Genomic DNA, 24934 nt, shown 5'->3' on the forward strand with positions numbered 1-24934 from the left:
ATGATTGATCAAGAACAATTTTTAAACCGTGCTCAATCTTTGATAGATGTCCATCGTTATGAAATGGCTTTGCAAGAGCTGCAAAAAGCGATGGAAATAAATCCCGATAATGGGCATGCTTGGTTGCTAATGCTCATTTGTTATACCAAGATGGGAAAAACTGACAAAGCGATTGATATTGCACGTCAATTGTTAAGTACGTATCCCGAAGAACCATTGATTTATTTTCTTTTGGCATTGAACCTAACGGATGAAGAGGCATTGGTAGAAGCAGAAGAAATTGCCTTGGTAGGACTAAACATAGCGCCTACCTATGTTAATTTACTAGGGTTGTTAGGGCGTATTCATCTAATACGAAAAGATTGGGAAGCAGCTCTTAGATATGCCGATGAAGGCTTGGCAATTGATCCGAGTGAAGTCGATTGTTTGAATATTCGGGTAAAAGCTCTTACACAGTTGGGTCGAAAGGAGGAGTTGAAGGCTTCTATGGAAGATACCTTATCGGCAGAGCCGAATAATCCTTATACGCATAATAATATCGGTTGGTCAAAACTTCAAGCAGGGGATCACGAAGGAGCAAAAGAGCATTTTGCACAAGCATTACGCATTAATCCTAATTTAGATGATGCTAGAATAGGTTTGTTGGAGGCTTTGAAAGCGAAAAATTTTATGTATCGAATTTTCTTGAGTTGGATGTTCTGGATGGCAAACAAGACGGAAGGTTCTCAATGGTTCATAATCATTGGCTTGTATTTTGGCGCACGTTATTTAAGGCAAATATCGGCGCATTATCCCTTTTTGATTCCTGTGGTTGTTTTATTGGCAATCGCTTTCTATATGACATGGGTGATGAATCCTTTATTCAATTTATTTATCAAATTAGATAAAACGGCTCGGTATGCATTAACCCCTGAAGAATCTAGTGGGGCAAATGTTGTTGGTATTGGTGTTGCTGTAGGGCTAACTGCTATTGCTACTTATGCGCTCACAGGTTGGGATGAGGCTTCTTTGATTGCTATTTTTGCTTTGTCAATTGTTATACCGAGTTATATGTATTTTGACTTTAAGGGCACAACGTATGAAATGCATGCGAAAGTCTCTGCCATTGCCTTTTGGGGGATTGGCTCATTAGCATTGCTTGGTGTGCTGTTAGGAATGTCTGGTGCCAATAGTTTATGGACGATCTATTTTCTAGGTTTCTTTGGCTATCAATTTGCTGCTAATTACTGGAATATGAATAATTCAAATCGGTGATATGATTAAAGCAGCGATAGGTTTAATGTCTTCTTGTCTATATTGCTTTTTTCGATTTATGTTTACTTTGTCATGCCCTTGGTTTTGGGGATTGATTTGTACGGAACTTTGTAGTATTTTTTTTAAAATCCTTGTTATTACTCCACTTATTTTACTACATTTGCGGCAAGCTTAATAAGCAAACAAAAATAAAATTTATAAACTAACAAATAAACGTAGGAAAATGGCTACTAATAGAACGCTAACAATGATTAAACCTGATGCTGTAAAAGCAGGACACATTGGTGGAATTTTGAACCAAATTAATGAAGCTGGTTTTAGAATCGTTGCAATGAAAATGACTCAGTTGACTAAAGCTGGTGCAGAAGCATTTTATGCCGTACATAAGGAAAGACCTTTCTTTGGTGAGTTGGTAGAATTCATGACTTCTGGTCCTATCGTAGCAGCTATTTTAGAAAAAGATAATGCTGTTGAGGATTTCCGTACGTTGATTGGTGCTACTAATCCTGCTGAAGCTGCTGAAGGAACTATCCGTGCAAAATATGCTAAGAGCATTGGTGAGAATGCGGTACACGGTTCTGATTCTGATGAGAATGCTGAAATCGAAGGTAACTTCCACTTTGGTGGTGTTGAGCAATTCTAAATAGAAGCTCGCTAAGAGTTACACATATATTTTTATGAGAGGTGGTCTTGATTTTTTCAAGACCACCTTTTTTTGTACCAAAGCAAAAAATCTACGAAGTATTAATTTACAATATGCGTATATATTTTATCTTTAGTATCGATCAAGTTATCCCCTTGCCTTGTTTGTATTTTCTAATGTGCGATTATTGCTAATAAATGTAAAATATATGAAATACGACTACTATTGTTATGTATTGGTTATAGGAAGCCTATTTTTTACTGCTTGTAATCAAGAACAACCTGATATTGATGCGTTATTAAAAGAAAAGAAAGAAACAGCAGCAACACCCATAGAGTACCTTTTTGAAGAATTGCCAGCTGCTCAAACAGGGATTGATTTTCAGAATACCATTACACAAACTGCTACCATTAATATTTTATCTTGGGAATATCTATTCAATGGAGGTGGCGTAGCTGTGGGCGATCTAAACAATGATGGGTTGCCCGATTTAGTATTGACAGGAAATCAAGTAGATAATAGAATTTACCTTAACAAAGGAGGTTTGAAATTTGAAGATGTTACATCAAAAGCAGAGATCAATGTACAGGATAAACAAGGCAAACCGTCTTGGTATACGGGAGTAACTTTGGCAGATGTCAACAATGATGGTTGGTTGGATATTTATATTTGTCGGTCAGGGATGAAAGATTATTATGCCAAACCCGAAAACTTGCTTTTTATTAATCAAGGAGATTTGACTTTTTCAGAAGAAGGGCAAAAATATGGGGTTAACGATGCTGCTTATTCAACAGGAGCTACTTTTTTTGATTATGACAAAGATGGAGATTTAGATTTGTATGTCAACAATCATTTTGCAGATTTTAATCGAACGACTACTGTGGATAAAGTCCGTAAGAAAATAGAAGAAAATCCCGCCTTATTGGAAGAAAATTCATCGCATTTGTATAAAAATGAAAATGGGACGTATCGAGATGTAACGGCTGAATTGGGGATGCTGAAATATGACTATGGTCTAGGAGTTGTAGCGGCAGATGTTAATAATGATGGTTGGACAGATTTGTATGTTTCTAACGATTATACACAACCTAATGTCCTGTGGATTAATAATCAAGACGGAACATTTACGGATAAAATTAAGGAACAAATGGGACACGTAGCCTATTTTTCAATGGGCTGTGATATTAATGATTTTAACAATGATGGTTTGCCTGATATTGTGGCGGTTGATATGGCAGCCAAGGATCATGTAATGGCAAAAACTTCAATGGCTTCCATGCAACCTGCTTCGTTTAGAAAGCTGACAGAGTTATATGGTTATGTACCACAATATATGTACAACGAATTGCAATTGAATAATGGCAATGGGCAATTTTCGGAGATTGCCAATATGGCGGGAACCGCAAAAACAGAATGGAGCTGGGCACCTTTGTTTGCAGATTTTGACAATGATGGTCTAAAGGATCTCATCATTACCAATGGTTATAAACAAAATGCCTTGGACAATGATTTTAGAATGAAGTTAAGGAATCGAAAAATAGAGTTAAGAGGGCAGCCTATTCCTGAGGCAGAACGTATGAAATGGATTCAACAAATTCCAACATACAAAGCCAAAAATCATTACCTCAGAAATACTGGAGCACTTCAATTTGAGGACATGCGAAATACTTGGATTCAGTCTACGGCTAATTTATCGAATGGAACAGCTTATGCAGATTTGGACCAAGATGGTGACTTAGATTTGGTGACCAACAACATAGATGCACCTGCTTCTATCATCGAAAACAAAACAAAAAATAATGCTTATCTGCAAGTCGTTCTCAAAAGCAAGGAAAACAACTTTGCGGCTTTGCTAAATGCTAAAGTAATTGGTTTTAAAGGCGAAGAAGTGTTTTATCAAGAGTTGACCTTAACAAGAGGTTTTCAGTCTTCTGTAGAGCCTTTGTTGCATTTTGGATTGGGAACTGTTCAAACACTAGATCGACTAGTGGTTCAATGGCAAAATGGCAAACAGCAAACACTGAAGGCAGTTGCTGCCAATCAACGTTTGGAGGTGTATTGGGAAGATGCAACGGAGTCTGTTGCGCCATTAATTAAAACAGAAGAATTAACCAACCAAGCCAAGCAATTGGGAATTAATTTTACCTATAAAAAAAGTAGGTTTAATGACTTTGAGAAAGAAATTTTACTCCCTCACAAAATGTCTACCTTAGGAGGTGCTATTGCGGTTGGTGATGTTACAGGTGATGGCTTGGCAGATGTTTATATGGGTGGCAATCAAAATCAAGCAGGTCAATTGTTTGTTCAAAAAACTAATGCCACGTTTACTCCCAAAAGCATAAAGGCTTTTAACCAAGATAAATCCTTTGAAGATTTGGGCGCATTGTTTTTTGATGCTGACGGCGATAAGGATTTGGATTTGTATGTTGCTAGTGGTGGTGGTGGTGAAATTGCAGATCAACCAATGTTGTTACAAGATCGTTTGTATTTGAATGAGAATGGAAATTTTGTGCGTCAAAATAATTTTCCAGCGATTGAGTCTAGTACCCAAGCGATTGAAGCATTTGATTACGATCAAGATGGAGATTTGGATTTGTTTGTAGGAGGTCGGAATGAACCAGGTCGTTATCCCAAAGCGCCTAAGTCTTACTTTTTAGTGAATGATGGAAAGGGAAATTTTGAAGATCAAATTGGTTCTATTGCAAATGCTCTAGAGTATGTTGGTTTGGTAACAGATGTATTAAGTATTGATTTTAATGAAGATGGTGCCTTGGATTTGGTGGTTTGTGGAGAGTGGTTTTCTGTTTCCTTTTATGAGCAAGTCAATGGTCGATTTCAGAATGTAACGGCAAAAATAGCAGACCCTCTGAAAATGGGATGGTGGCAATCTCTAATGGCTTATGATTATGACCAAGATGGAGATTTAGATATTGTTGCAGGCAATTTAGGAACGAATAATAAATTTCATCCATCCACCCATCAGCCCATGAAAGTATATTTTAGAGATTTTGATCGAAATGGGACAGAGGATATTTATTTAAGTCTTAATAAAGAAGGCAAGGAACTTCCTGTTCGAGGACGAGAATGTAGTTCGCAACAAATGCCTTTTATTGCTAAGAAATACCCTACTTATGGGCAGTTTGCACAGGCAGAGGTGGGAGATATTTTAGGCGTAACGAACATTGATAGTTCTTTGGTGTACGAAGCTAGGACGTTTGAGCATACTATTTTTATTAATGAGCAGCAACAATTTAAGAAAACCATACATTTGCCTGCTGCTGCTCAAGTTTCTTTGTTGAGGAGTATGGTGTTGTGGGATTGGGATAAAGATGGTCAGAGTGACTTGTTAGGGGTTGGAAATTGGAAAGATACAGAAGTGGAAACGGTTGCTTACGATGCTGGTATTGGAACGGTTTTGTTGGCAAAAAATAAGGCTTTGTATCCTTTACCTGCCAAGGAATCTGGGTGGCGAGTCAAAGGAGAGGCAAGAGCTATTGAATTGCTTCCTTTAGCAAATGGAAAAACAGCGGCTTTAATTAGTAAGTATGGAGAAGGAGTAGAAGCTTATATATTACCATAAATAAAAAATTATGAGTGATTTAATTAGAAAAAGAACTTCGTCATTTAAAAATCCTAAAGAGGGAAAAGAGAGAATAGAAGGTTGGGTGGCGAAAATGGAAGCATCGAATGGTCGTCCTTATGCTAAAATTTCTGTAGAAACAGAGTTAGGGCAAACGCAGGTTTATGGCCTTAATTTGGATGAGAATTATACAGAAAGTATCGTGATTTTTCCTGGATTTAGAACCAGTGCGCTCTTTTGGGACTTTGACAATGGTTTAGACTTATTAAAACGTGAAGCTTTAAAAATTTATCTGATAGAAACCAACGGGCAACCTAATCTGAGTGCTGGACATACACCAGATATTAAAGGAAATGGCTATGGAATTTGGGCAAATAAAGTACTAGAACAACTTGGTATAGAGCGCACCTATATTGCTGGAGCTTCGTTTGGAGGTTTGGTATGTATGAAATTGGCGATAACCAATCCTGAGAAGATAAAGGCAGCTTTTTTATTAAATGCGGGCTGTTTTAGAATGATATCGTTAGGTTTTAAAAATCTATATTATAACTTGCTACCAATTTTGTTTCCTAGCAAAAAAAATATGGACCTATTTTTTGAGCAAATTGTTTTTTGCGGTGACCATCATTGTTTGTCTTCAAACTCGAAAGATTTAATTATGGATTATATGCATTATGTGATTCAATTTTATCAAGATAAAACCCAAAAACCATATCCAATGGGAGCAGAGTTGCGGATTGTTGATACGCCTGTGCATCTTTTGTTTGGTGCCAATGACTATCTATTGCCTTATGAAAAATCGATGGCAAATGCTCAACGTTATCTAAAAAATATTCAGTCTATTAAGGTGTTTCCCAATGTAGGGCATGGCATTGAGACGTATCAACCAGCAATAGAGTATATAAAATTGCAGATTAATAAATCAACAATGCAGCCACTTAGCTAATGTTTATAAACCATGGATATACTAGATGATTATAGAAGTTCTGAAAAAGAAAAACTCAAAGGTTTTGTACCTTATGTTAATTTAAGCAAGGATGAAATTGCAGATGTAATTGCTTTACTGGAAGAGGGAGGGGTGGAATTTAAACTTCAAAAAATAATGGGTTCTACCAACAATACCTTTATTGTACCATTAGCATCTACAGAATTAGACCGAACAAGCGCACTAATTTACATCAAAGAAGCGGACAAATTAACAGTGGATGTGATTTTAGATGCTTACTATATGGGAGCGGGTAAACGGCATTTGGATGCATCAGAAGCCAAAGCAAAAGAATCCCTTCAGTTGAATACAGAAAAAGAGAAACGTGGAAAATGGTTGTTCATCAATGCCGCTATTTTTTTTCTAATCATGTTGGTTTGGATTTTATTCAAACTTTATGAAATGGGGGTATTCTAAAAAAAAGTATGTTTTTAAAGCAAATAGCATCATATGACAAATTATACAGAAGAAGAAATTGTTCAGCAAACCAAAAATTGGGTTGCTAAGGTGGTTGTAGGTTTGAATTTTTGTCCTTTTGCCAAGCGAGAGGTCTTGAGGGATAGTATCCGATACCATGTTTCGAATAAAGACAGTTTAGAAGAAGTTTTAGAGGAATTGGTGAGAGAGTTGAACTACTTGGATAAGAACGTTACTACTGAGACGACCTTACTAATTTATCCTAAATTATTTGAAGATTTTGAATCCTACTTGGATTTAGTAGACATGGGACAATCCTTTTTGAATCAGTTGAATTATGAAGGGATTTATCAACTGGCTAGTTTTCATCCACAATATCAATTTTGGGGGACAACACTGGACGATGCTTCTAATTATACGAACCGCTCTCCTTATCCAACGTTGCATATCATTCGAGAAGAAAGCATCGAAAGAGCCTTAGAGCATTACGAAGCGCCAGAAGAAATTCCCGAACGGAATATTCAAGTAGCAGAAGAAATGGGAGCAAAAGTATTGCAGCAGTTGCTGTTGGATTGTTACCAATTATAATCTTGTCAAGGGGGAGTGTTATTGGCTAGAGGTATAACGCTAGTGATAAATTTTCAAAAATCAATTTTTTGACAACCAAAACTGCCTTCTTCTTGTTGGGGAGGTGAAATGAAAATAATGTAGCACTACAGCTAAGGATTATTATACAAATTTATAACAAACAATGAACATTACAACCTTTGATTTTAAGAATATTCCTCAGTTTTCGGATACAGATAAAGCATATACGTTAGGGGACAAAAATCTTCGACCATTTTATAAGTACGATGTTACTTTGGAAGCATTTGAAGATGTCATAAAGAACAAGAAATTTGAAGCAGAACAACGCAATGTTTTGGTTAAGGAATTAGAGATGCAGTATGAAGATGTGGAAGCTAGTGAAGCGACTTTACAGAATATACAGAGGCTAAAAGCTGCCAATTGTTATACGGTTGTTACCGCACACCAACCCAACTTATTTACAGGTCCCTTGTATAGTATTTATAAGATAATTAGTACGATTAACTTAGCAGAGAAGCTTGCCAAAAAGTATCCTAAACAGCAATTTGTACCCATTTTTTGGACAGGAGGAGAAGACCATGATTTTGAAGAAGTCAATCATTTGAATTTGTTTGGAAATCGTTTGATTTGGGAAGACGAACAAGGCGGTCCAGTAGGAAAATATTCGGTTGATTCTTTGCGGACAGTTTTGGATCAGACGAAAGAAATTTTAGGAGACGGAGCATATGCAAAGGAAGTAGCCAATAAGCTAGAAGCGTTTTATGGCAACGCAACACAATATAGCGAGGCGGTAAAGCATTTCTTAAATTGGATTTTTGGGGCGTATGGTTTGGTCATTGTCAATGCCAATACAGCAGGATTCAAACGTCAGATGATCCCCTTATTCAAAGATGAACTACTACACCAACCTTCCAAACCAATTATAGAACAAACCATTCAAGATTTGGAGGCAGCGGGTTATCAACAACAAGCCTATGCCCGAGAAATCAACTTATTTTACCTTTCTCCCAACAAACGTAGCCGAATTGTCAAACAAGGCGATAGTTACGAGGTATTGGATACGGACATTCGTTTTTCGGAGGCAGAAATATTAAAAACATTAAAAGAGCACCCTGAAAACTTTAGCCCCAATGTTGTTTTGCGACCGTTGTTTCAGGAATCTATATTGCCTAATTTAGCCTATATTGGAGGAGGGGGCGAAATTGCTTATTGGTTAGAGCGTAAGACACAGTTTGAGCATTATCAAGTGCCTTTCCCAATGTTGATTCGTCGTTGTTCTGTCTTATGGATTCCGAAAGGTATGACAAAGCTCATGTCAAAACTAAATATCCAAGTAGAGCAATTGTTTGAGGATACCCACCATTTGTTAAAGCAATATGTACTAGACCATACAGAGGAAGAATTATCCTTGCAAGAAGAGTTGGAATCTTTGAATAAAGTTTTTGAATGTATTTTGACCAAAGCAAAACGGGTAGACCCTGCGTTAGAACCAGGTGTTTTGGGGCAGCAGGTTCAGATGCAAAAGGCAGTCGAAAATTTGGAGCAGCGTTTGATTCGTGCAGAAAAGAAAAAGAATGAAACGAGTATGCAGCGCATTCAAAAATTAAAAGATAATTTGTTCCCTAAGAATGGTTTACAAGAACGATACGATAACTTTTTGGCTTTTTACAGTCGATATGGTCGTACTTTTTTAGATACTTTAAAGGCAAATTTGGACGTATTGGACAAAAAGTTTGTCGTAATTGAAGACTAATAAGCACCTGTTTTGGCAATGCTCAAAATATTAACGTTATTTATGGCACAGTTTTCTTAGTAGTTAAGAATTAAAAGCTAACCTGTTTTACTTAATAAGCAATTAGCAATCAATTTCTTGATTTTAAAAACATAATAATCCTGAACGGAATATGATGATAGGCTCGAACAAATATTGTGGCATTTTTTTTAGTATTTTAATAATGGTTATAGGGGGGCAAGTACAGGCGCAAAAATTGCGATTCAATGGACATTATCCTTTGGCAACACCCAAAAAAGGATCAGAGTCCCAAGCAAAGGCAGAGTACGAAAAAACGGTTACGGCAATGCTAGGTGGCGTACGGTTGATGGCGTTGAATACAACACCTACCAAAAGGGAAGATCCCGAGGCATTTACGAAAGATGATTATAAAGCAATCGTGGCAGAAATGGGAACTTATGCGACAGAACTGTGTGAGGCATTAAAAACAGATTATGCTAATGATTTGAAGAAAATTGAAAAATCCATCAAGTCCAATAAGTTTTCTAGCGCTATATCTAGTTTGGAAAAAATTGGTGCTCAGTCTACAGAAGATGCAGAGACTATCTTTTTTATTTGGAAGGAATATTTGGAGGATAAGAAAAAGGAAGCACCTTGGACGAATCCTGACAACATTCAAATTACACGGGTGTATCGTGCTATGTTGACGTATGTCAGCAAAAATTATGAACGTCCTTTTGGAGCACAAGCAGAACAAGGGGCTATTATTGCCGATGCTGCTCAAGCACTTAGCAACTGTATGGAAAACCCAACTGAGTTGGCTTGGAAGGGAGAGTCCAAAATGAATATGAAAAAGGAGGATGAATTGAGACGTTTGGCTAGTAATGTGTCGTATTATAATTGGAGGTTGCACGACCCTGTTAGTGGGAAGCGTTCTGCACACATTGACCCAGAGGTAGTTGATCACTTGCAGCAAGCTTTGTTTGATGTGGTACGAACAACGATTCAAGAAAAAGATCGATGGAATAATGATCCCTCACATGGAGCTAATTTATTGCGTTTATTTGAAGATACTAGACGTAGTGGTTGGACTGTGAACGGAGATCGAGCTAAAAAGAGCAAGTAGTTTGTTTCGTCATTAATTTTAAAGTTCAATAGTTCGTTGAAACCACGCAGTAGCAGCGAACCGAGCTATGCGAGCTCACGACCGTAGGGAGTAACAAAGCTAACTAAAAGCGCAGCGCTCACGAAGTAAACTTTATTAGTTTACTTCGTGAGTGCTGCGCAGTTGATAATTAACAAGTTGTAGATTTATTACGTTTTATGCTAAAATTTTGATTATTAGACCAATATAAATGTGCTTTTTTGTCTTTTTTGGTAAAAAAGTAAACAACTAAGCGATAGCGATCTCATGAGCGTAGCGAACTAATCAACGAACTACTAAAAGTTAATACCCGATTGTTTTTTTACCTAAAAAATAATCGGGTATTTTTTAATACGACAGTGGTTTTCTGTAAAATATGCTAAAATGGTATTTTGATGAAAAAGGTTTATTGTATTAGTGGTTTGGGAGCTGATAAACGGGTTTTTGCAGCATTAAAGCTACCCGAAATAGAACTTGTACACATAGCTTGGCTAAGCCCTTCCATTGATGATACAATGGGAAGCTATGCTAAAAAGTTATTGCCTCAAATTGATACAAGTACTTCCGTAACAATTTTGGGGCTTTCCTTTGGTGGTATGCTGGCGGTAGAACTGGGACATTGGATTGAGAATAGCTAAATTATAGTATTGTCTAGTGCTGTAACAGCATCGGCTATCCCACTTCGTTATCGATTGTTAGGTCAATGGAAGATACCCGACAAAATTCCTTTCTCTATTCTACAAAAGACCAATGCCTTGACGTATTATTTTTTTTGTATAAAAACCAAGCAATACCAAGTCTTGCTAAACAATATTTTACAGGACACGGAGGAACATTTCTTTAGATGGGCTGTTCAAGCAATTGTAAACTGGAAAAATGAAAAAGTGCCCTTAGATTTGATTCAAATACATGGTACAAACGACAAAATTTTGCCTTTGGTGAAAACGCCAAGTCTTATTTTGGTCAAAGGAGGGGGACACTTTATGATCTTGGAGCAAGCCGATCAAGTAGCTCAAATTTTGAATGATATATTACACTGAGAAATAGGTTGTTTAAGAAGCACTTAAATTTTACGTAATTGAACAAATTTACCATGCTCAATAATATACTCATCGTTGCCAAACTTAATAACTTCCCCTTCTTTCATATCCATCAAATGAACCAAATCATCTTCCATAGTATGGACAGAACCACCAGTAGCTCTTGCTAAATCGAGGTATTGTGTATTAAGCTCAACATCAGTACCACACAAAATAACCTTAACAGGCTTTTTAAATTTTTTTAGCAAACGAAAGTCCTTAATAGAAGACCAATTATCAGCAATCAAAACAATATTTTCGCAATCTGGGCATAATTTGACAGCCTCAATCAAAGCCTCTAGGTCATTTTCTGGACGGTCGCCACCATTTCCATTGCGCATACTTTCATAAACAAGGTTTTCTACAGCTTGGTATTCAGAAGAAGGAATGTTATAAATGCCTCCTGTTTTGCCAATTTCCTTTTCAAAAGAATTTTTTCGGTTACCATCATTAAAAAAAACGAAATGTTTGACCTTGTCATCTATAGTATTAAAACGCAACCACATTAACAATTGTCCTGTATAAGGAGACATACTGCCTGTTACATCAGCAACAATCAACATCTTCTTCCAATCGTTCCGTTTAAGGACATTTAAAATAGTAACATCCCGTTTGGGTGTTACAAAAGAATTGTAGAGCTCAGATGGAGTCGGTTCATCAGGTTTGTCATCCCAACTGTGGGAAGATTTTTTTAATTGCTGCGCTTTTTTTTGCTCCATATCTTTATCATATTGAACGCTATCTTTTTTGCCTGAACCCAATCGAAACAACAGTTCACCATTGCTGCCAACCATAGTGTCGTAAAGAGGGGTAGGTGGATCGTCGGACTCTAATGCCAAGTCAGAAGAAGCCGTTGTTAGTTTGTTTTCTTGATCCGAAAGAATTGTTTTCAAATATTCAATTTCTTTTTCGATATGTTCCTCTTTTTGAAGAGGGCGATAAGTGATTACAAACCCATGAAATAATTTCTGTGCACTAGACTGGTCAGAACAATTGGTTTGACGAACCAATCTCCAGTGGATGTTATAATTTTGAAAAAGCTCAGGACTTAATTGCTGAAGGCTTTGCAGTCGCTTTTTTATAAGTTGCGAGAAATCTCCAGATTTAGGATGATTAGAATATAGTAAATCAATACTAACAATATGGGCACCTTCTAACTGCTTTAAATCTTGTTTATTTTGAATTTGAATACTACCATAAGCCATTTTTAATAAGAGTAGTTGTCCACTGTTGATTTTAGGTTCGTAGAGAGAACTTTCTATTTCTGTAGATGCTAGAATACTATCAATTTTTGTTGTTTGACCTATAGCAAACAGGCAAAAATGAAGGAGTAAGGTCACTAAAAGAAGACGTGGTGTTTTGAATGTTAGAGTCATAGCTTTAGGTATAGTGTCGAGAATTAGCTATATAAAGATATAAAAAAATCGCAATCCTTCTACGTGCTAGAAGAACGATTGCGATCAATAATATTAGAATTTGAATAAGTTTAGCCAATAACACCCGAGCCAATCAATTCTTCGCCGTCGTACCATGCTGCAAATTGCCCAGGAGTAACCCCTCTTTGAGGCGTTTCAAAAATAATATAAATTCCATCCTCTTCACAATACAATGTGGCAGCTGTTAGAGGTTGGCGGTAACGAATTCGACACATAAAGTCTCGTTGTTCACCAACTGTTAATTTTAAGTCTGGACGCACCCAATGTACTTCATTAGTAGCAATAAAAAGCCCTTTTCTAAACAAACCAGGATGTTTCCCTTGACCTGTATAAATAACATTGCTTTGAGTATCTGTTGCAATGACAAAAAGAGGTTCCTTGGTTCCTCCAACTTGTAATCCTTTGCGCTGTCCAATGGTAAAGTAGTGGGCACCATTGTGCTGACCAAGCACTTTCCCATCTTGTGGGGCATAACTTAATGTCTTGCTAAGAATTTTTAAAGCAGCGGTATTTCTGTTCTCACCAATGGCATCTAGTTGTTCTTGATAATTTTGAAAAACAGGAGCATCCTTGGGAATTTCTACAATATCTCCTTGTTTAGGTTTTAGTTGTTGTTGTAAAAATTCTGGTAATTTGATTTTACCAACAAAACATAGACCTTGAGAATCTTTTTTATCGGCAGTAATCAACCCTTGTTCGGCCGCAATTTTACGAACATCTGGTTTTTGTAAATGACCAATAGGGAAGAGTGCCTTAGATAACTGTTCTTGGTTGAGTTGACACAAAAAGTAACTTTGATCTTTGTTGTTATCTGCCCCCGCAATTAGTTGATAATGTGTTTGACCATCCTTTTTAATACTTTTCTTTTGGCAATAATGTCCCGTAGCAACATAGTCAGCCCCTAATTCTAAAGCAGTTTTAAGAAAAACATCAAATTTAATTTCTCTATTGCACAAAACATCAGGGTTGGGCGTGCGTCCTGCTTGGTATTCTGCAAACATATAATCGACAATTCGTTCTTTGTATTGCTCGCTCAAATCAATGGTTTGAAAAGGAATTCCCAAAGCTTGCGCTACAATTAAAGCATCATTGCTATCTTCAATCCAAGGACATTCCGCATCTAAAATAACCGAATCATCATGCCAGTTTCGCATAAACAAACCAATTACTTCATACCCTTGCTCTTTTAGCAAATAGGCTGATACACTAGAATCTACACCACCCGAAAGTCCTACTACTACACGTTTCATTTTGTAATCAAATTTTTATTTTAATATTTTATTATGGGTAATAATTACTCAACCACTAGTACAGCAACTTGCTTGTTAAGTAATCATTCTATTTCGATTGCTAAACAGTCCATGAACGAAAACAATCTAGCAAAAATTACCAAATAGCTTCGTGTTCTTCCATAACACCATAACCTGTGAATTTTTTCCAAGTACCTTGATGGCGAATTTTTCCATTGATTTGACCAAATACTTGGGTAAATTTACTTTTTAATAGTTTGATGTTAATGTTCTCTTTTCGAGAACCATTTGGCTGCATACTTAGTTCCAAATCTCCGTTCAAAGAACGCACTTTCCATAGGGATTTTGACAATGGTTTGTTGTATTGATAACTAACATTTCCAATCAAAATGCGCTCTGTTCCCAACCAAACAATATTTTCCATATTTTGGTTGAATTGATCCACCACATTTATACCAATAGGCGTTCCATCTTCTAGTTTTCCTAGAAAGGATGTCCAGTTCCAGTTGGTATGTTTGGGAGGGTAGCCCTTAGAAAAATCAATGCCTCCGTACAAATCGTTAAAAAACTTTGTTTCTCCATTTTGTTTCAATTGAATATTGGTTGGCAATAACAAGTTTTTATAAGTAAAATGAAAAGGGCGATTGCCACCAGAGGAAGGACAAATAAAACTTAGCCCGTGCTCGTTGTTGACACATTGTACACTAATTTGAAATTTTTTGCCCTTAAAATTGAATTGCATTTGTCCCTTTTGTGTCAAAATTTCATACTGCCCTAATTGCCAATAGCTATCCAAGTTTGCCTCAAAATTAGCATCAAAAGCAAATGGGCGATCAATCCCGTGCTCTAAAAAGGTATTGGTCTGTGGAAAGTAAACATAGCAAAAAGCTTTGCCTATAAAACCAGCATCGACAATTGCGAAACCTACAAAGATATCAGGACTATAAGCCCCTAAAAAAATCCAAGATTTTCGTTGCCATCTTCTTGGGCTTCTCCAACCTTTTGAGCCGTCCCATACGTTAGTAGAAGTATTGGGAACCACATTGTCATACACTCCATAATCTTGGAGATCTTGATCAGAAAGTAAACTAGGTATACTATCTAGTATTTTTTTTTGATGTACATTCATTTTGTAATAGGCTGTAAGTTTTATTGAATAGTTTGTTGAAAATTTAATATGAATGTGCTTTTTTATCTTTTTGGTAACTAAGCTTGCGGCCTCATGACCGCAGGGAATAATCAACGACCACGAAGTAGCAGCGTAGCTAACTACTATTTATTATTAGTCAATTATTATTACACTTGCTCGTTGTAGTTTACTAAAAACACAGGGTTATCCAATTCCGTATTAGCACCGAACCAAGCTTGCGAGCGAAGGAACCTAGTGAACGAAAGTACAAACTACTAATTGATGAATTATGAAACGATATTCAAAAGGCATAATAATTGCGCATTTGTTAAGTTGGTTCTATTTTTAAACAAAAGTACAATTTCTTTCGTTTTTCTGTACTAAGAATCTATATAAGTATTGGTATAAATCAAACTGGAGGATAAACAAACTACAATTGTGGTAAGAATTGTTTAACTTAGACCGAAGCCCATTGCTATGATATATATAGTACCTCTTTTAATATAATATTAATCTGCTCCCTTATTTTAAAAAATTGGAAGTCGTCGTCTATGAAGTATTTAATTCATTCTATAAGTTTGTTATGTTGTCTAGTTCTATTCCCATTTTCTACTACTCAAGCAAGTCATATTGTAGGAGGAGAAATGACCTATAATTGTTTGGGAAACAATCAATATGAGATTTTGTTAACCATTTTTAGAGATTGTGAGAATGGAAACCCAGGAGCTTATTTTGATAATCCAGCCATTATTGGTGTTTTTGATGCTACATCAGGGGCTTACTTGGGCAAAGAATCTTTTTTTCTAACGGTAGACGATACACTAGATTTATCCTTGAGTAATCCTTGCTATACGATACCCCCCAATGTGTGTATTCATACAACAACTTACAGAAGGCAAATTACCCTTCCTTATAGAAGTGGTGGTTATCACTTAGCTTATCAGCGGTGTTGTCGAAATAATATCATTGCTAATATTGTCAATCCACAAGCTTCTGGAGCTACGTATGATGTGGTTATTTCAGCCAATGCACTAGCTAATTGTAATAGCAGCGCAAGGTTTAGAGAGTGGCCTCCTTTTTATATTTGCCAAGGTTCTTCTATCAATTATGATAACTCCGCATTTGATCCAGATGGAGATTCTATCGTATATAGTTTGTGCAATCCTTATGATGGTGCCACTCAAGGAGATCCTATCCCTGATCCACCAGCAGGTCCTCCTTACAATTCTGTGGTATGGTTGCCACCTTACAACCTTAACAATATGTTGGGAGGACCCGATCCTTTGAGAATAGACCCTGTGACTGGTTTGTTAACAGGCACACCACCTACTTTAGGAACTTTTGTGGTAGGAATTTGTGCCCAAGAATATAGAAATGGTGTTTTAATTGGGGTTACAAAACGAGATTTTCAATATTCCGTAGGAGTGTGTACTCCTTTGCAAGCACAGTTTGCGGTTAATATTCCACCTTGCAATAATACGCTTTCGGTCTTGCACCTTAATGCAAGTACTTCTCTAAATACGTCTTTTCAATGGGATTTTGGAGATAATTCACCTATTTCAACCGCTGTTAATCCATACCATGCCTATCCAGATACAGGAACGTATACTGTAACCATGATTGCAGCAGCGGGACTTTCTTGTGTGGATACCGTAGAGCGCCAAATTACCGTAACACTAGATGGGGCAGATGTAGAAGTGCCTCCGCAAGAAGCTTGTTTGGGAGATACGGTGTTGCTTGTTGCAGAAAATGTATTGAGTAACTATAATAATTTAGTATCTTATAACTGGTCACCCAACAACACCATTTTATCAGGACAGGGAACCGATTCTGTTTATGTTGTCGCTAATAGTAACATAAACTTGAGTGTAACGGTAATCAATGATAATGGTTGCCAAGATGTTGATAATACCAATATACAATTACAATTAGTAGAAGCTAGTTTCGATAGTATTGCCTTTGATTGTAACACTACCTTGAGTATCCCATTTACTAACAATAGTGTTGCTGTCAACAATGGTTATTGGTGGGATTTTGATGGGACAGGGACCTCGACGGATGTATTTCCTGTTCATACATTTCCAGATACAGGACTGTATTCGATTACTTTAATTGCTGGGTATGGAGCATTGTGTCAAGATACATTTACTAGAGATATTTATATCCCATTGGATGGTGCATCAGTTCTGTCTACTTCTCCTACACAAGCTTGCAAGGGAGACGATTTGATTTTAAGTGTGACCAATGAGCTTGCTAATTATAATAATATAGCAGGTTATGTATGGACACCAGATGCTCCGATTTTATCTGGTCAAGGAACGGATTCTATTCAAATTGTAGCAGATGCCAATACGGTATTTACAGTTAATGTTATTAATGACAATGGTTGTGTCGATACCGTAAAACTACCGCTTCAAGTATTTCAAGTTAACGCTACTTTTGACACGACGGAATTGGTGTGTAACAAATCGCTAGATGTTCCTTTTACTAATACCAGTGTCGATCCTAATGTAGGATTTGTATGGGATTTTGGAGGTACAGGAACTTCGACAGATTTAAGTCCAACCCACACGTTTCCTGACACAGGGACTTATACCGTTACATTGATAGGAGGTATTGGAACTGCTTGTCCAGACACCTTCTCAAGGACGATCTATTTGCCAATAGATGGGTTAGAAATAATAGCCTCTGATTCTCAATTGGTTTGTAGAGGAGATACCGTTTTGTTAACTGCTTCAAATGTTTTATCTTTATACAGTAATGTTGTAGATTACACATGGACACCAGGGACAAATATACTAACTGGTCAAGGAACGGATAGTGTGGAAGTCTTGGCAAACGGAGATCTAGATTTTATAGTAATTGGCTTAAATGATAGAGGTTGTAGAGATACTGCTATGGCGCATGTTAATGTGAGTACAATGTCTCCCGCTTTTACAGTGGTTGCAATCCCTGATAGTATCTTTTTAGGACAGTCTTCTCAGTTGGCTGCTACCAATGTAGCAGGTTATATATACAGCTGGTTGCCAGATACAACTTTAAGTGCTTATAATATTCCTGATCCAATCGCTAAGCCTAGACAAACGACAACCTATTATTTGACAGTTGAAAATCAACTTTGCACAGATTATGACTCTGTAACTGTTCGAATAAGACAGCCAGTTTGTGATGGTCCTGTTGTATTTATACCCAATGCATTTTCGCCTGATGGAGATGGTTACAATGATGTATTGATGGTGAATGGAAACAATATCGACGAAATGACGATGGCCATTTATAATAGATGGGGACAAAAGGTATTTGAAACCAATAGCCAAGATATTGGTTGGGATGGAACATTTGAAGGACAAGCTTTGCCACCAGATGTATATGGTTATTATATGAGATGCACGTGCGATGGAGGAGGTACGTTGTTATTAAAAGGAAATATTACCTTACTAAAGTAAATAGATGGTTTGATAGAGTAATACGATGCTTTTAGGGCTATCTTAAAATAGTACTCTGATAATTAAAAAGAATCAGAGCGTGATAAAAAAGTAAAAGGGATAAATGATTGGTAGTTTATCCCGTTTTTTTTGATAGCCCCCACAGCTCAAAACTACTCTATTATGAAAAAAGCACTACTCCATGCTTTAAAAGGCATACCCTTATTGCTGGCTCTCCTTTGCTGTTCTCAAAAAGCTCTAGCAACCCATATTGTTGGGGGAGAAATGAATTATCGATGTTTGGGCAATGATCAATACGAAGTTTCTTTGACGGTATTTCGAGATTGCGATACTGGTGTTCCTTGGTTTGATGATCCTGCTTCGATTGGTGTTTTTGATGGACAAACCAATGTGCTAATTTTTAGTCAATTAGTTGATTTAGATGCAGGAATCAATGATACACTAGATATTTATTTGCCTGATTCTTGCTTGATTGTACCCAACAATGTTTGCATTCATACAACCACTTATACCGATACGTTTACCTTGCCTTTTTCTTTGACAGGCTATACTTTGGCTTATCAAAGGTGTTGTCGAAATCAAGATATTGTAAATATTGTCAATCCCAATTCGACAGGAGCAACTTACTGGACATATATATCACCAGCTGCGTTGCAATTGTGCAACAGTTCAGCTGTTTTTAATGAATGGCCTCGGGTGTATTTGTGTTCAAGAGTTCCTATAGCATTTGATCATTCGGCAACAGATGTAGACGGGGATTCTATCGTATACGAACTCTGCACGCCTTCGGATGGTGCAACTAATGCGAACGCAAGACCACAACCACCCAATGCTCCTCCTTATCAAAATATCACATGGCAAGCGCCATATGGTGTATCCAACGTACTAGGAGGTCCCGACCCTTTATCTATAGACCCCGTTACTGGTTTGTTGACAGGTACGCCACAAAACTTAGGCGTATTTTTGGTTGGAGTTTGTCTTAAAGAATATAGAAATGGAAACTTAATTTCGATTACTAGGCGCGATTTTCAACATGTAGTCGGAACCTGTGAACCACAAACAGTAGCAGATTTTGACACAACAGGATTGCAATGCAATAAAGTGTTAACTTATCCATTTGATAATGACAGTCGAGTCGTAACAGGATCGTACAATTGGATATTCGATACTTTGGGAACCTCTCAAGCTGTTAATCCTATATTTACATTCCCAGATACAGGACTTTATACCGTCACTCTAGTGGCGGGAATTGGTTCTCCTTGTTTGGATACTTTTTCTGTGGATATGGACATTAGAATAGAAGCCTTAGAATTATCAATGGCAGCACCACAAACGGCTTGCCAAGGAGATACCATATTGTTAGTGGCTACCGATACTTATGAAGGATATTCTGACTCAACAACATTTACTTGGTCTCCTGCGGCGGCTATTATCAGCGGACAAGGAACAGATAGCGTTTGGGTGGTTGTTAATCAAAGCACACAGTTTCGAGTAGATGGTGTCAATAACTATGGTTGTACTAGTAGTGCTTTTGCAACGATCAACATACGACAAGTGACGGCAGATTTTACAACAACGAGTACACCCTGCAATACGTCATTAACTTTACAGTTTCAAAATCAAAGTTCTAGCAACCCTACTAATAATAATTATCAATGGCAATTTGGTACCTTAGGATTTGCTACGGCAACCAATCCTTTTTTTGTTTTTCCTGACACAGGAACCTACACCGTAACTTTGGTGGCAGGAGTAGGCAGCCTATGTGCTGATACTATTTCAAGGAATGTTTTGGTACAATTAACAGCAATGGAGTTGCAGCCAATTCCTGATGTCACTGCATGCAAGGGAGATAGTATTTTTATTAAAGCTATAGATTTGTATAAAGATTATTCTACTTCTGCTAATTATGTTTGGACACCAAGTTCAGAGATTGTAACGGGGCAAGGAACAGATAGTGTTTTAATCATAGCCAATAACTCCACACAAATACAGGTATCAGGACAAAATAACTATGGTTGCCCCAGTACATTGAGTTTTGACATTGACGTTATCCATATAGAAGCTAATTTTGACACGCTTGATTTGGCTTGTAATACATCTCTAGCCATTCCATTTACGAACAGCTCCATTAATAGTTTGGGAGGTAGTAATTATTTATGGCGCTTTGATACTTTGGCAACTAGTGCGGCTACCAACCCAATATACACCTTTCCAGATACAGGAATGTATGCAATTGAACTCATTGTAGGAGCCAATACCTTGTGTCCTGATACCATGTCATTAGATTTATATTTACCACTTTATGGTGTTGATTTGACACCAATTCCAGCACAAACAGCATGTGTAGGCGATTCGTTATGGTTAACCGTGGATGATTTGTTAGAACGTTATTCGGATAGTATTGACTATGTTTGGACACCTACTTCACAGATTATTGAAGGGCAAGGGACAGATTCGGTCTTAATTCTAGCGACCAATACGACGACTATAAAAGTTGAAGCGTTGAACAGTCATTTGTGTCGAGATACTGTTGCTACGACCATAAACGTATTGGAAGTTAATGCTTCTTTTGATACCCTAGATGTTTTGTGTAATACTTCTTTGTTAGTTCCTTTTGTCAATACATCTACTAGCAATCTAACAATGAATAATTATGAGTGGAATTTTGAAAATTTGGCAACATCCACAGATGTTAACCCGCTATACAATTTTCCAGATACAGGAAATTATACCGTACGTTTAGTGGCTGGAGTTGGTAGTTTGTGTCCAGATACATTCAATATGGAGGTCTATTTGCCTTTACATGGTTTAATTATGGATGCTCCTGATGTCTCGGTTATCTGTAAAGAAGATACGGTAGAACTAACGGTTACCAATGCTTTGGATGCTTATACCGATTGGGTCAATTATCAGTGGTTGCCGACCAATGAAATTTTTGCAGGGCAAGGAACCGACACGGCATATGCCTTGATGGATACTAATACCACTTTTATTGTAATTGGAAACAATGCGCATGGTTGCGTTGATACAGCTTATGCACAAGGGCGCATCATTTACATTTCACCAATATTGACAACGACTGTAAACCCTGACAGTATTTTTGTTGGTCAAACGGCTCAATTAGCTACAACAAACGATATCAATTATCTCTATAATTGGTTGCCAGATACAACATTGGATAATTATTTTATTTATAATCCCATGGCAAAACCGAGGCAAACAACTTGGTATTTTGTTTCGGCAACCAATCAATATGGTTGTACGACCAAAGATTCGGTTTTAGTTCCGATAAAAGCTCCCGTTTGTGGTTTGCCTACTGTGTTTATACCCAACGCATTTTCACCTGATGGAGATGGTCACAATGATGTTTTGATGATTAATGGAAATAACATAGCAAGGATTGATTGGACAATTTACAATCGTTGGGGCGAAAAGGTATTTGAAAGCAACGACCAAGCGATTGGATGGAATGGTACGTTTAAAGGGAAAACACTGCCTCCAGACGTTTATGGCTATTACTTAAGGTGTATATGTGATGATGGAAGTGAACTATTGACAAAAGGAAATATTACTTTGTTGAGATAAAGCAAGTATTATGCTCATATTGAATAACAAGTTGTAAATTTAGTTTAATTTAATATGATTGGATGGAGGTTGATTTTATTCAAACTATATGTTATCTTAGAACTAGAATTAATGGCATTAAAATGTAAACAGAAATACTATTTTCTAATAACCAGATGCTTATTTAGGCTGAACAGAAGAATAGCCCTTGACCACTAAAATTAACACCATGAAAACACTTCGACTCCAATATTTGATCCTAAGTATAAGCAGTATGTTTATAGGCATGCATTCGCTTTTGGCAACCCATATTATTGGAGGAGAAGTTAATTATCGGTGCTTAGGGAACGATCGGTATGAAATTACGTTGCAATTGTTTCGAGATTGTGACACTGGAGTACCTTGGTTTGAAGATCCAGCAGCCATTCAAATATTGGATGCTAATGGATACTTTATTGATACGATAGGAATGCGATTGAGAAACAATGATACCTTGGCTTTTACAAGCTCAGCGTGTTCTGTTATTCCACCGTCTGCCTGTATTCATACCACTACTTATCGAGAGGTGCGGACGTTGCCTTTTCGAGTGGGAGGGTATCAGTTTTTATACCAAATCTGCTGTCGAAATCAAGATATTATTAATATTGCAAATCCTACAGGAACCCAAGCGGCTTATCATGCTGTTTTAACAGAAGAAGCCTTGTTGTCTTGCAATAGTGCCCCAAAAGTAGGAGATTGGCCTCCTTTTTATATCTGTAATGGACAGCCATTTAGTTATGATCATTCGGCAACAGATGTTGATGGGGATTCTTTGGTTTACGAATTGTGTACTCCATACGATATCTTTGGAGTGGCGGGAAATCAATTTGTGAATTGGGTACTCCCTTATAATTTAAACAATATGCTTGGAGGACCACAACCATTTGTGATAGATCCTGTAACGGGAATGTTGACAGGAACCCCTTTTTCTAATGGAACCTTTGTATTTGGAATTTGCATTAGCGAATACCGAAATGGCGTATTAATGGGGCGCATACGGAGAGATTTCCAATTTATTGTAACACCTTGTATTACTTCTATTACAGCAGATTTTGAGCCAGATATTCCCATCTGTAATGCTTCTCTAAATATTGGCTTTGATAATATGAGCAACCCTTCTAATGGTCCTTTTATTTGGGATTTTGGAGATGGAAGCCCCATATCAACAGTAGCCAATCCTGTTCATTCTTTTCCAGATACAGGGCAGTATACGGTTCTTCTTATTGCTGGTTTGGGAACTCCTTGTGAGGACTCTATCGAAATGGATGTTCAATTAAATATAGAGGCTGCGGAAATAGATGTCGTGAGTGCTCCAATTATTTGTAATGATAACAAAGTATTGTTAGTGGCTTACAATATTTTCTCTGAATTTAATCAAGTAGTTAGCTATAACTGGTCGCCACCTAGCAATATTATTTCGGGACAAGGAACAGATAGTGTTTGGATGTCAGTAAGTGGCAATAGTTTTGGGGTAATGGTAGAGGCAACGAATAATTATGGATGCACCGATATGGTACAACTAACACAGGTAGATGTTCCTATAGATACAGTGATGGCTGCTTTTGATACGACTACATTTGCTTGTAATAAATCACTTTCAGTTCCTTTTAACAACCAAAGTGTTACGAACAATCAGCAATATTTATGGAATTTTGGAAATACGGGGAGTTCAACCGATGAAAATCCAACCCATACCTTTCCCGATACAGGAATGTACGAAATAACTTTAATTGCGGGTATTGGACATCCTTGTCAAGATACATTTAGTAGAATGTTGTACGTTCCATTTACAAGTCCTTCTATCGCAGCTATTGGCTCCCAAACAGTTTGTAAGTCAGATACATTATTAGTGACGGCATTTGCAACAGGGCAAAATTATCATGATATTATAGAGTATAACTGGACGCCTACAGAGCATATTATTTCAGGACAGGGAACAGATAGTATTTGGGTGTTGGCTAATGATGATATTTACTTGGAAGTGGTTGGTACTAATACTGAAAATTGTAAAGATACGAATTATACCAGTGTGATTGTCAGCTCTGTTTCTCCTGTACTATCGATTTCTGCCGTGCCTGATGCAATTTATGAAGGGCAAACAACTCAACTGTTGGCTACTTATGACATGGATTATACCTATACGTGGTTGCCCGATACAACATTAAATGCATATGATATTCATAATCCTACTGCCCAACCTCGATCAACCAATACGTATTATCTCTCTGTAAGAAATGATATAGGGTGTTCTTTACTAGATTCTGTAACAGTTACAATTCTGCCGCCACTTTGCGGAAATCCTGTTGTTTTTGTCCCTTCTGCTTTCTCTCCTGATAATGATGGTCACAATGATATTTTGAGGGTAGAAGGCAATCATATTACCGAAATGACTTTTGCTATTTACAATCGTTGGGGACAGAAGGTTTTTGAAACCAACGATCAAGATAGAGGTTGGGATGGAACATTTGAAGGGAAATTGTTGTCTCCAGATGTATATGGTTATTATATGCAGTGTGTTTGTGACGATGGGAGCGAAGCCTTTTTGAAAGGAAATATTACGTTGCTACGCTAAGCAATGTTTTATTCTGCACAATAGCGATAAGAGCAAAAAATGTAATGGATTGAAACTATGTTCCTCCTTAATTTGT

16 protein-coding genes are annotated in these 24934 nt (G+C 37.2%); 13 read left to right on the plus strand and 3 right to left on the minus strand.

Translation table 11 applies throughout. The annotated features are described in order from the left end of the window. The 10 genes from CG11_RS18765 (at position 1) to CG11_RS29750 (ending at position 11383) form a co-directional block, all read left to right on the plus strand. Positions 1–1254, plus strand: a complete 1254-nt coding sequence (locus CG11_RS18765) for a lipopolysaccharide assembly protein LapB (RefSeq protein ID WP_052598376.1) — start codon at positions 1–3, stop codon at positions 1252–1254. Between the two features lie 223 nt (positions 1255–1477). Then, positions 1478–1897 carry a nucleoside-diphosphate kinase gene (locus CG11_RS18770; protein ID WP_052598377.1) on the plus strand — a complete coding sequence of 140 codons (420 nt, stop codon included), beginning with the start codon at positions 1478–1480 and terminating at the stop codon, positions 1895–1897. Positions 1898–2105: 208 nt separating this feature from the next. Next, positions 2106–5477: a VCBS repeat-containing protein gene (locus CG11_RS18775; RefSeq protein ID WP_052598378.1), complete on the plus strand. Its 3372-nt coding sequence runs from the start codon at positions 2106–2108 to the stop codon at positions 5475–5477. A gap of 10 nt (positions 5478–5487) precedes the next feature. Next, a complete protein-coding gene (locus CG11_RS18780; protein ID WP_052598379.1) occupies positions 5488–6423 on the plus strand; it encodes an alpha/beta fold hydrolase in 936 nt (311 codons plus the stop codon). Between the two features lie 12 nt (positions 6424–6435). Beyond that, on the plus strand, positions 6436–6879 hold the full coding sequence (locus tag CG11_RS18785) for a hypothetical protein (RefSeq protein ID WP_052598380.1): 444 nt from the start codon (positions 6436–6438) through the stop codon (positions 6877–6879). 33 nt (positions 6880–6912) lie between these two features. Further along, on the plus strand, positions 6913–7467 hold the full coding sequence (locus CG11_RS18790; RefSeq protein WP_052598381.1) for a DUF1415 domain-containing protein: 555 nt from the start codon (positions 6913–6915) through the stop codon (positions 7465–7467). A gap of 163 nt (positions 7468–7630) precedes the next feature. Further along, the gene (bshC, locus tag CG11_RS18795; RefSeq protein WP_052598382.1) at positions 7631–9220 is read left to right on the plus strand and encodes a bacillithiol biosynthesis cysteine-adding enzyme BshC; all 1590 of its coding nucleotides are present in this window, start codon (positions 7631–7633) and stop codon (positions 9218–9220) included. Between the two features lie 151 nt (positions 9221–9371). After that, the gene (locus tag CG11_RS18800) at positions 9372–10325 is read left to right on the plus strand and encodes a hypothetical protein (RefSeq protein ID WP_156039831.1); all 954 of its coding nucleotides are present in this window, start codon (positions 9372–9374) and stop codon (positions 10323–10325) included. 413 nt (positions 10326–10738) lie between these two features. Next, positions 10739–10981, plus strand: a complete 243-nt coding sequence (locus tag CG11_RS29745; RefSeq protein WP_052598384.1) for an alpha/beta hydrolase — start codon at positions 10739–10741, stop codon at positions 10979–10981. A 9-nt stretch (positions 10982–10990) separates the two neighbouring features. Beyond that, the gene (locus CG11_RS29750) at positions 10991–11383 is read left to right on the plus strand and encodes an alpha/beta fold hydrolase (protein ID WP_052598385.1); all 393 of its coding nucleotides are present in this window, start codon (positions 10991–10993) and stop codon (positions 11381–11383) included. A 23-nt stretch (positions 11384–11406) separates the two neighbouring features. On the opposite strand, the gene CG11_RS18815 is transcribed toward CG11_RS29750, so the two are convergent. The 3 genes from CG11_RS18815 to CG11_RS18825 all read right to left on the minus strand — a co-directional run bounded on the left by CG11_RS18815 (position 11407) and on the right by CG11_RS18825 (position 15237). Beyond that, positions 11407–12798: a hypothetical protein gene (locus CG11_RS18815; RefSeq protein ID WP_052598386.1), complete on the minus strand. Its 1392-nt coding sequence runs from the start codon at positions 12796–12798 to the stop codon at positions 11407–11409. 110 nt (positions 12799–12908) lie between these two features. Beyond that, positions 12909–14108 carry a tRNA 2-thiouridine(34) synthase MnmA gene (gene mnmA / locus CG11_RS18820; RefSeq protein WP_052598387.1) on the minus strand — a complete coding sequence of 400 codons (1200 nt, stop codon included), beginning with the start codon at positions 14106–14108 and terminating at the stop codon, positions 12909–12911. A 136-nt stretch (positions 14109–14244) separates the two neighbouring features. Next, positions 14245–15237, minus strand: a complete 993-nt coding sequence (locus CG11_RS18825) for a DUF2804 family protein (RefSeq protein ID WP_052598388.1) — start codon at positions 15235–15237, stop codon at positions 14245–14247. Between the two features lie 551 nt (positions 15238–15788). Here CG11_RS18825 and CG11_RS18830 point away from each other — a divergent pair. The 3 genes from CG11_RS18830 to CG11_RS18840 all read left to right on the plus strand — a co-directional run bounded on the left by CG11_RS18830 (position 15789) and on the right by CG11_RS18840 (position 24858). Then, complete coding sequence (locus tag CG11_RS18830) at positions 15789–18683, plus strand: gliding motility-associated C-terminal domain-containing protein (RefSeq protein ID WP_052598389.1); 2895 nt, start codon at positions 15789–15791, stop codon at positions 18681–18683. A gap of 162 nt (positions 18684–18845) precedes the next feature. After that, the gene (locus CG11_RS18835) at positions 18846–22268 is read left to right on the plus strand and encodes a gliding motility-associated C-terminal domain-containing protein (protein WP_052598390.1); all 3423 of its coding nucleotides are present in this window, start codon (positions 18846–18848) and stop codon (positions 22266–22268) included. Positions 22269–22476: 208 nt separating this feature from the next. After that, positions 22477–24858 (plus strand): PKD domain-containing protein, encoded by a 2382-nt coding sequence (locus CG11_RS18840; protein ID WP_081909601.1) that lies wholly within the window; start codon positions 22477–22479, stop codon positions 24856–24858. The last annotated feature ends 76 nt before the right edge of the window (positions 24859–24934 follow it).

This window comes from Aureispira sp. CCB-QB1, assembly GCF_000724545.1.
In the GTDB taxonomy this organism is placed as follows: domain Bacteria; phylum Bacteroidota; class Bacteroidia; order Chitinophagales; family Saprospiraceae; genus Aureispira.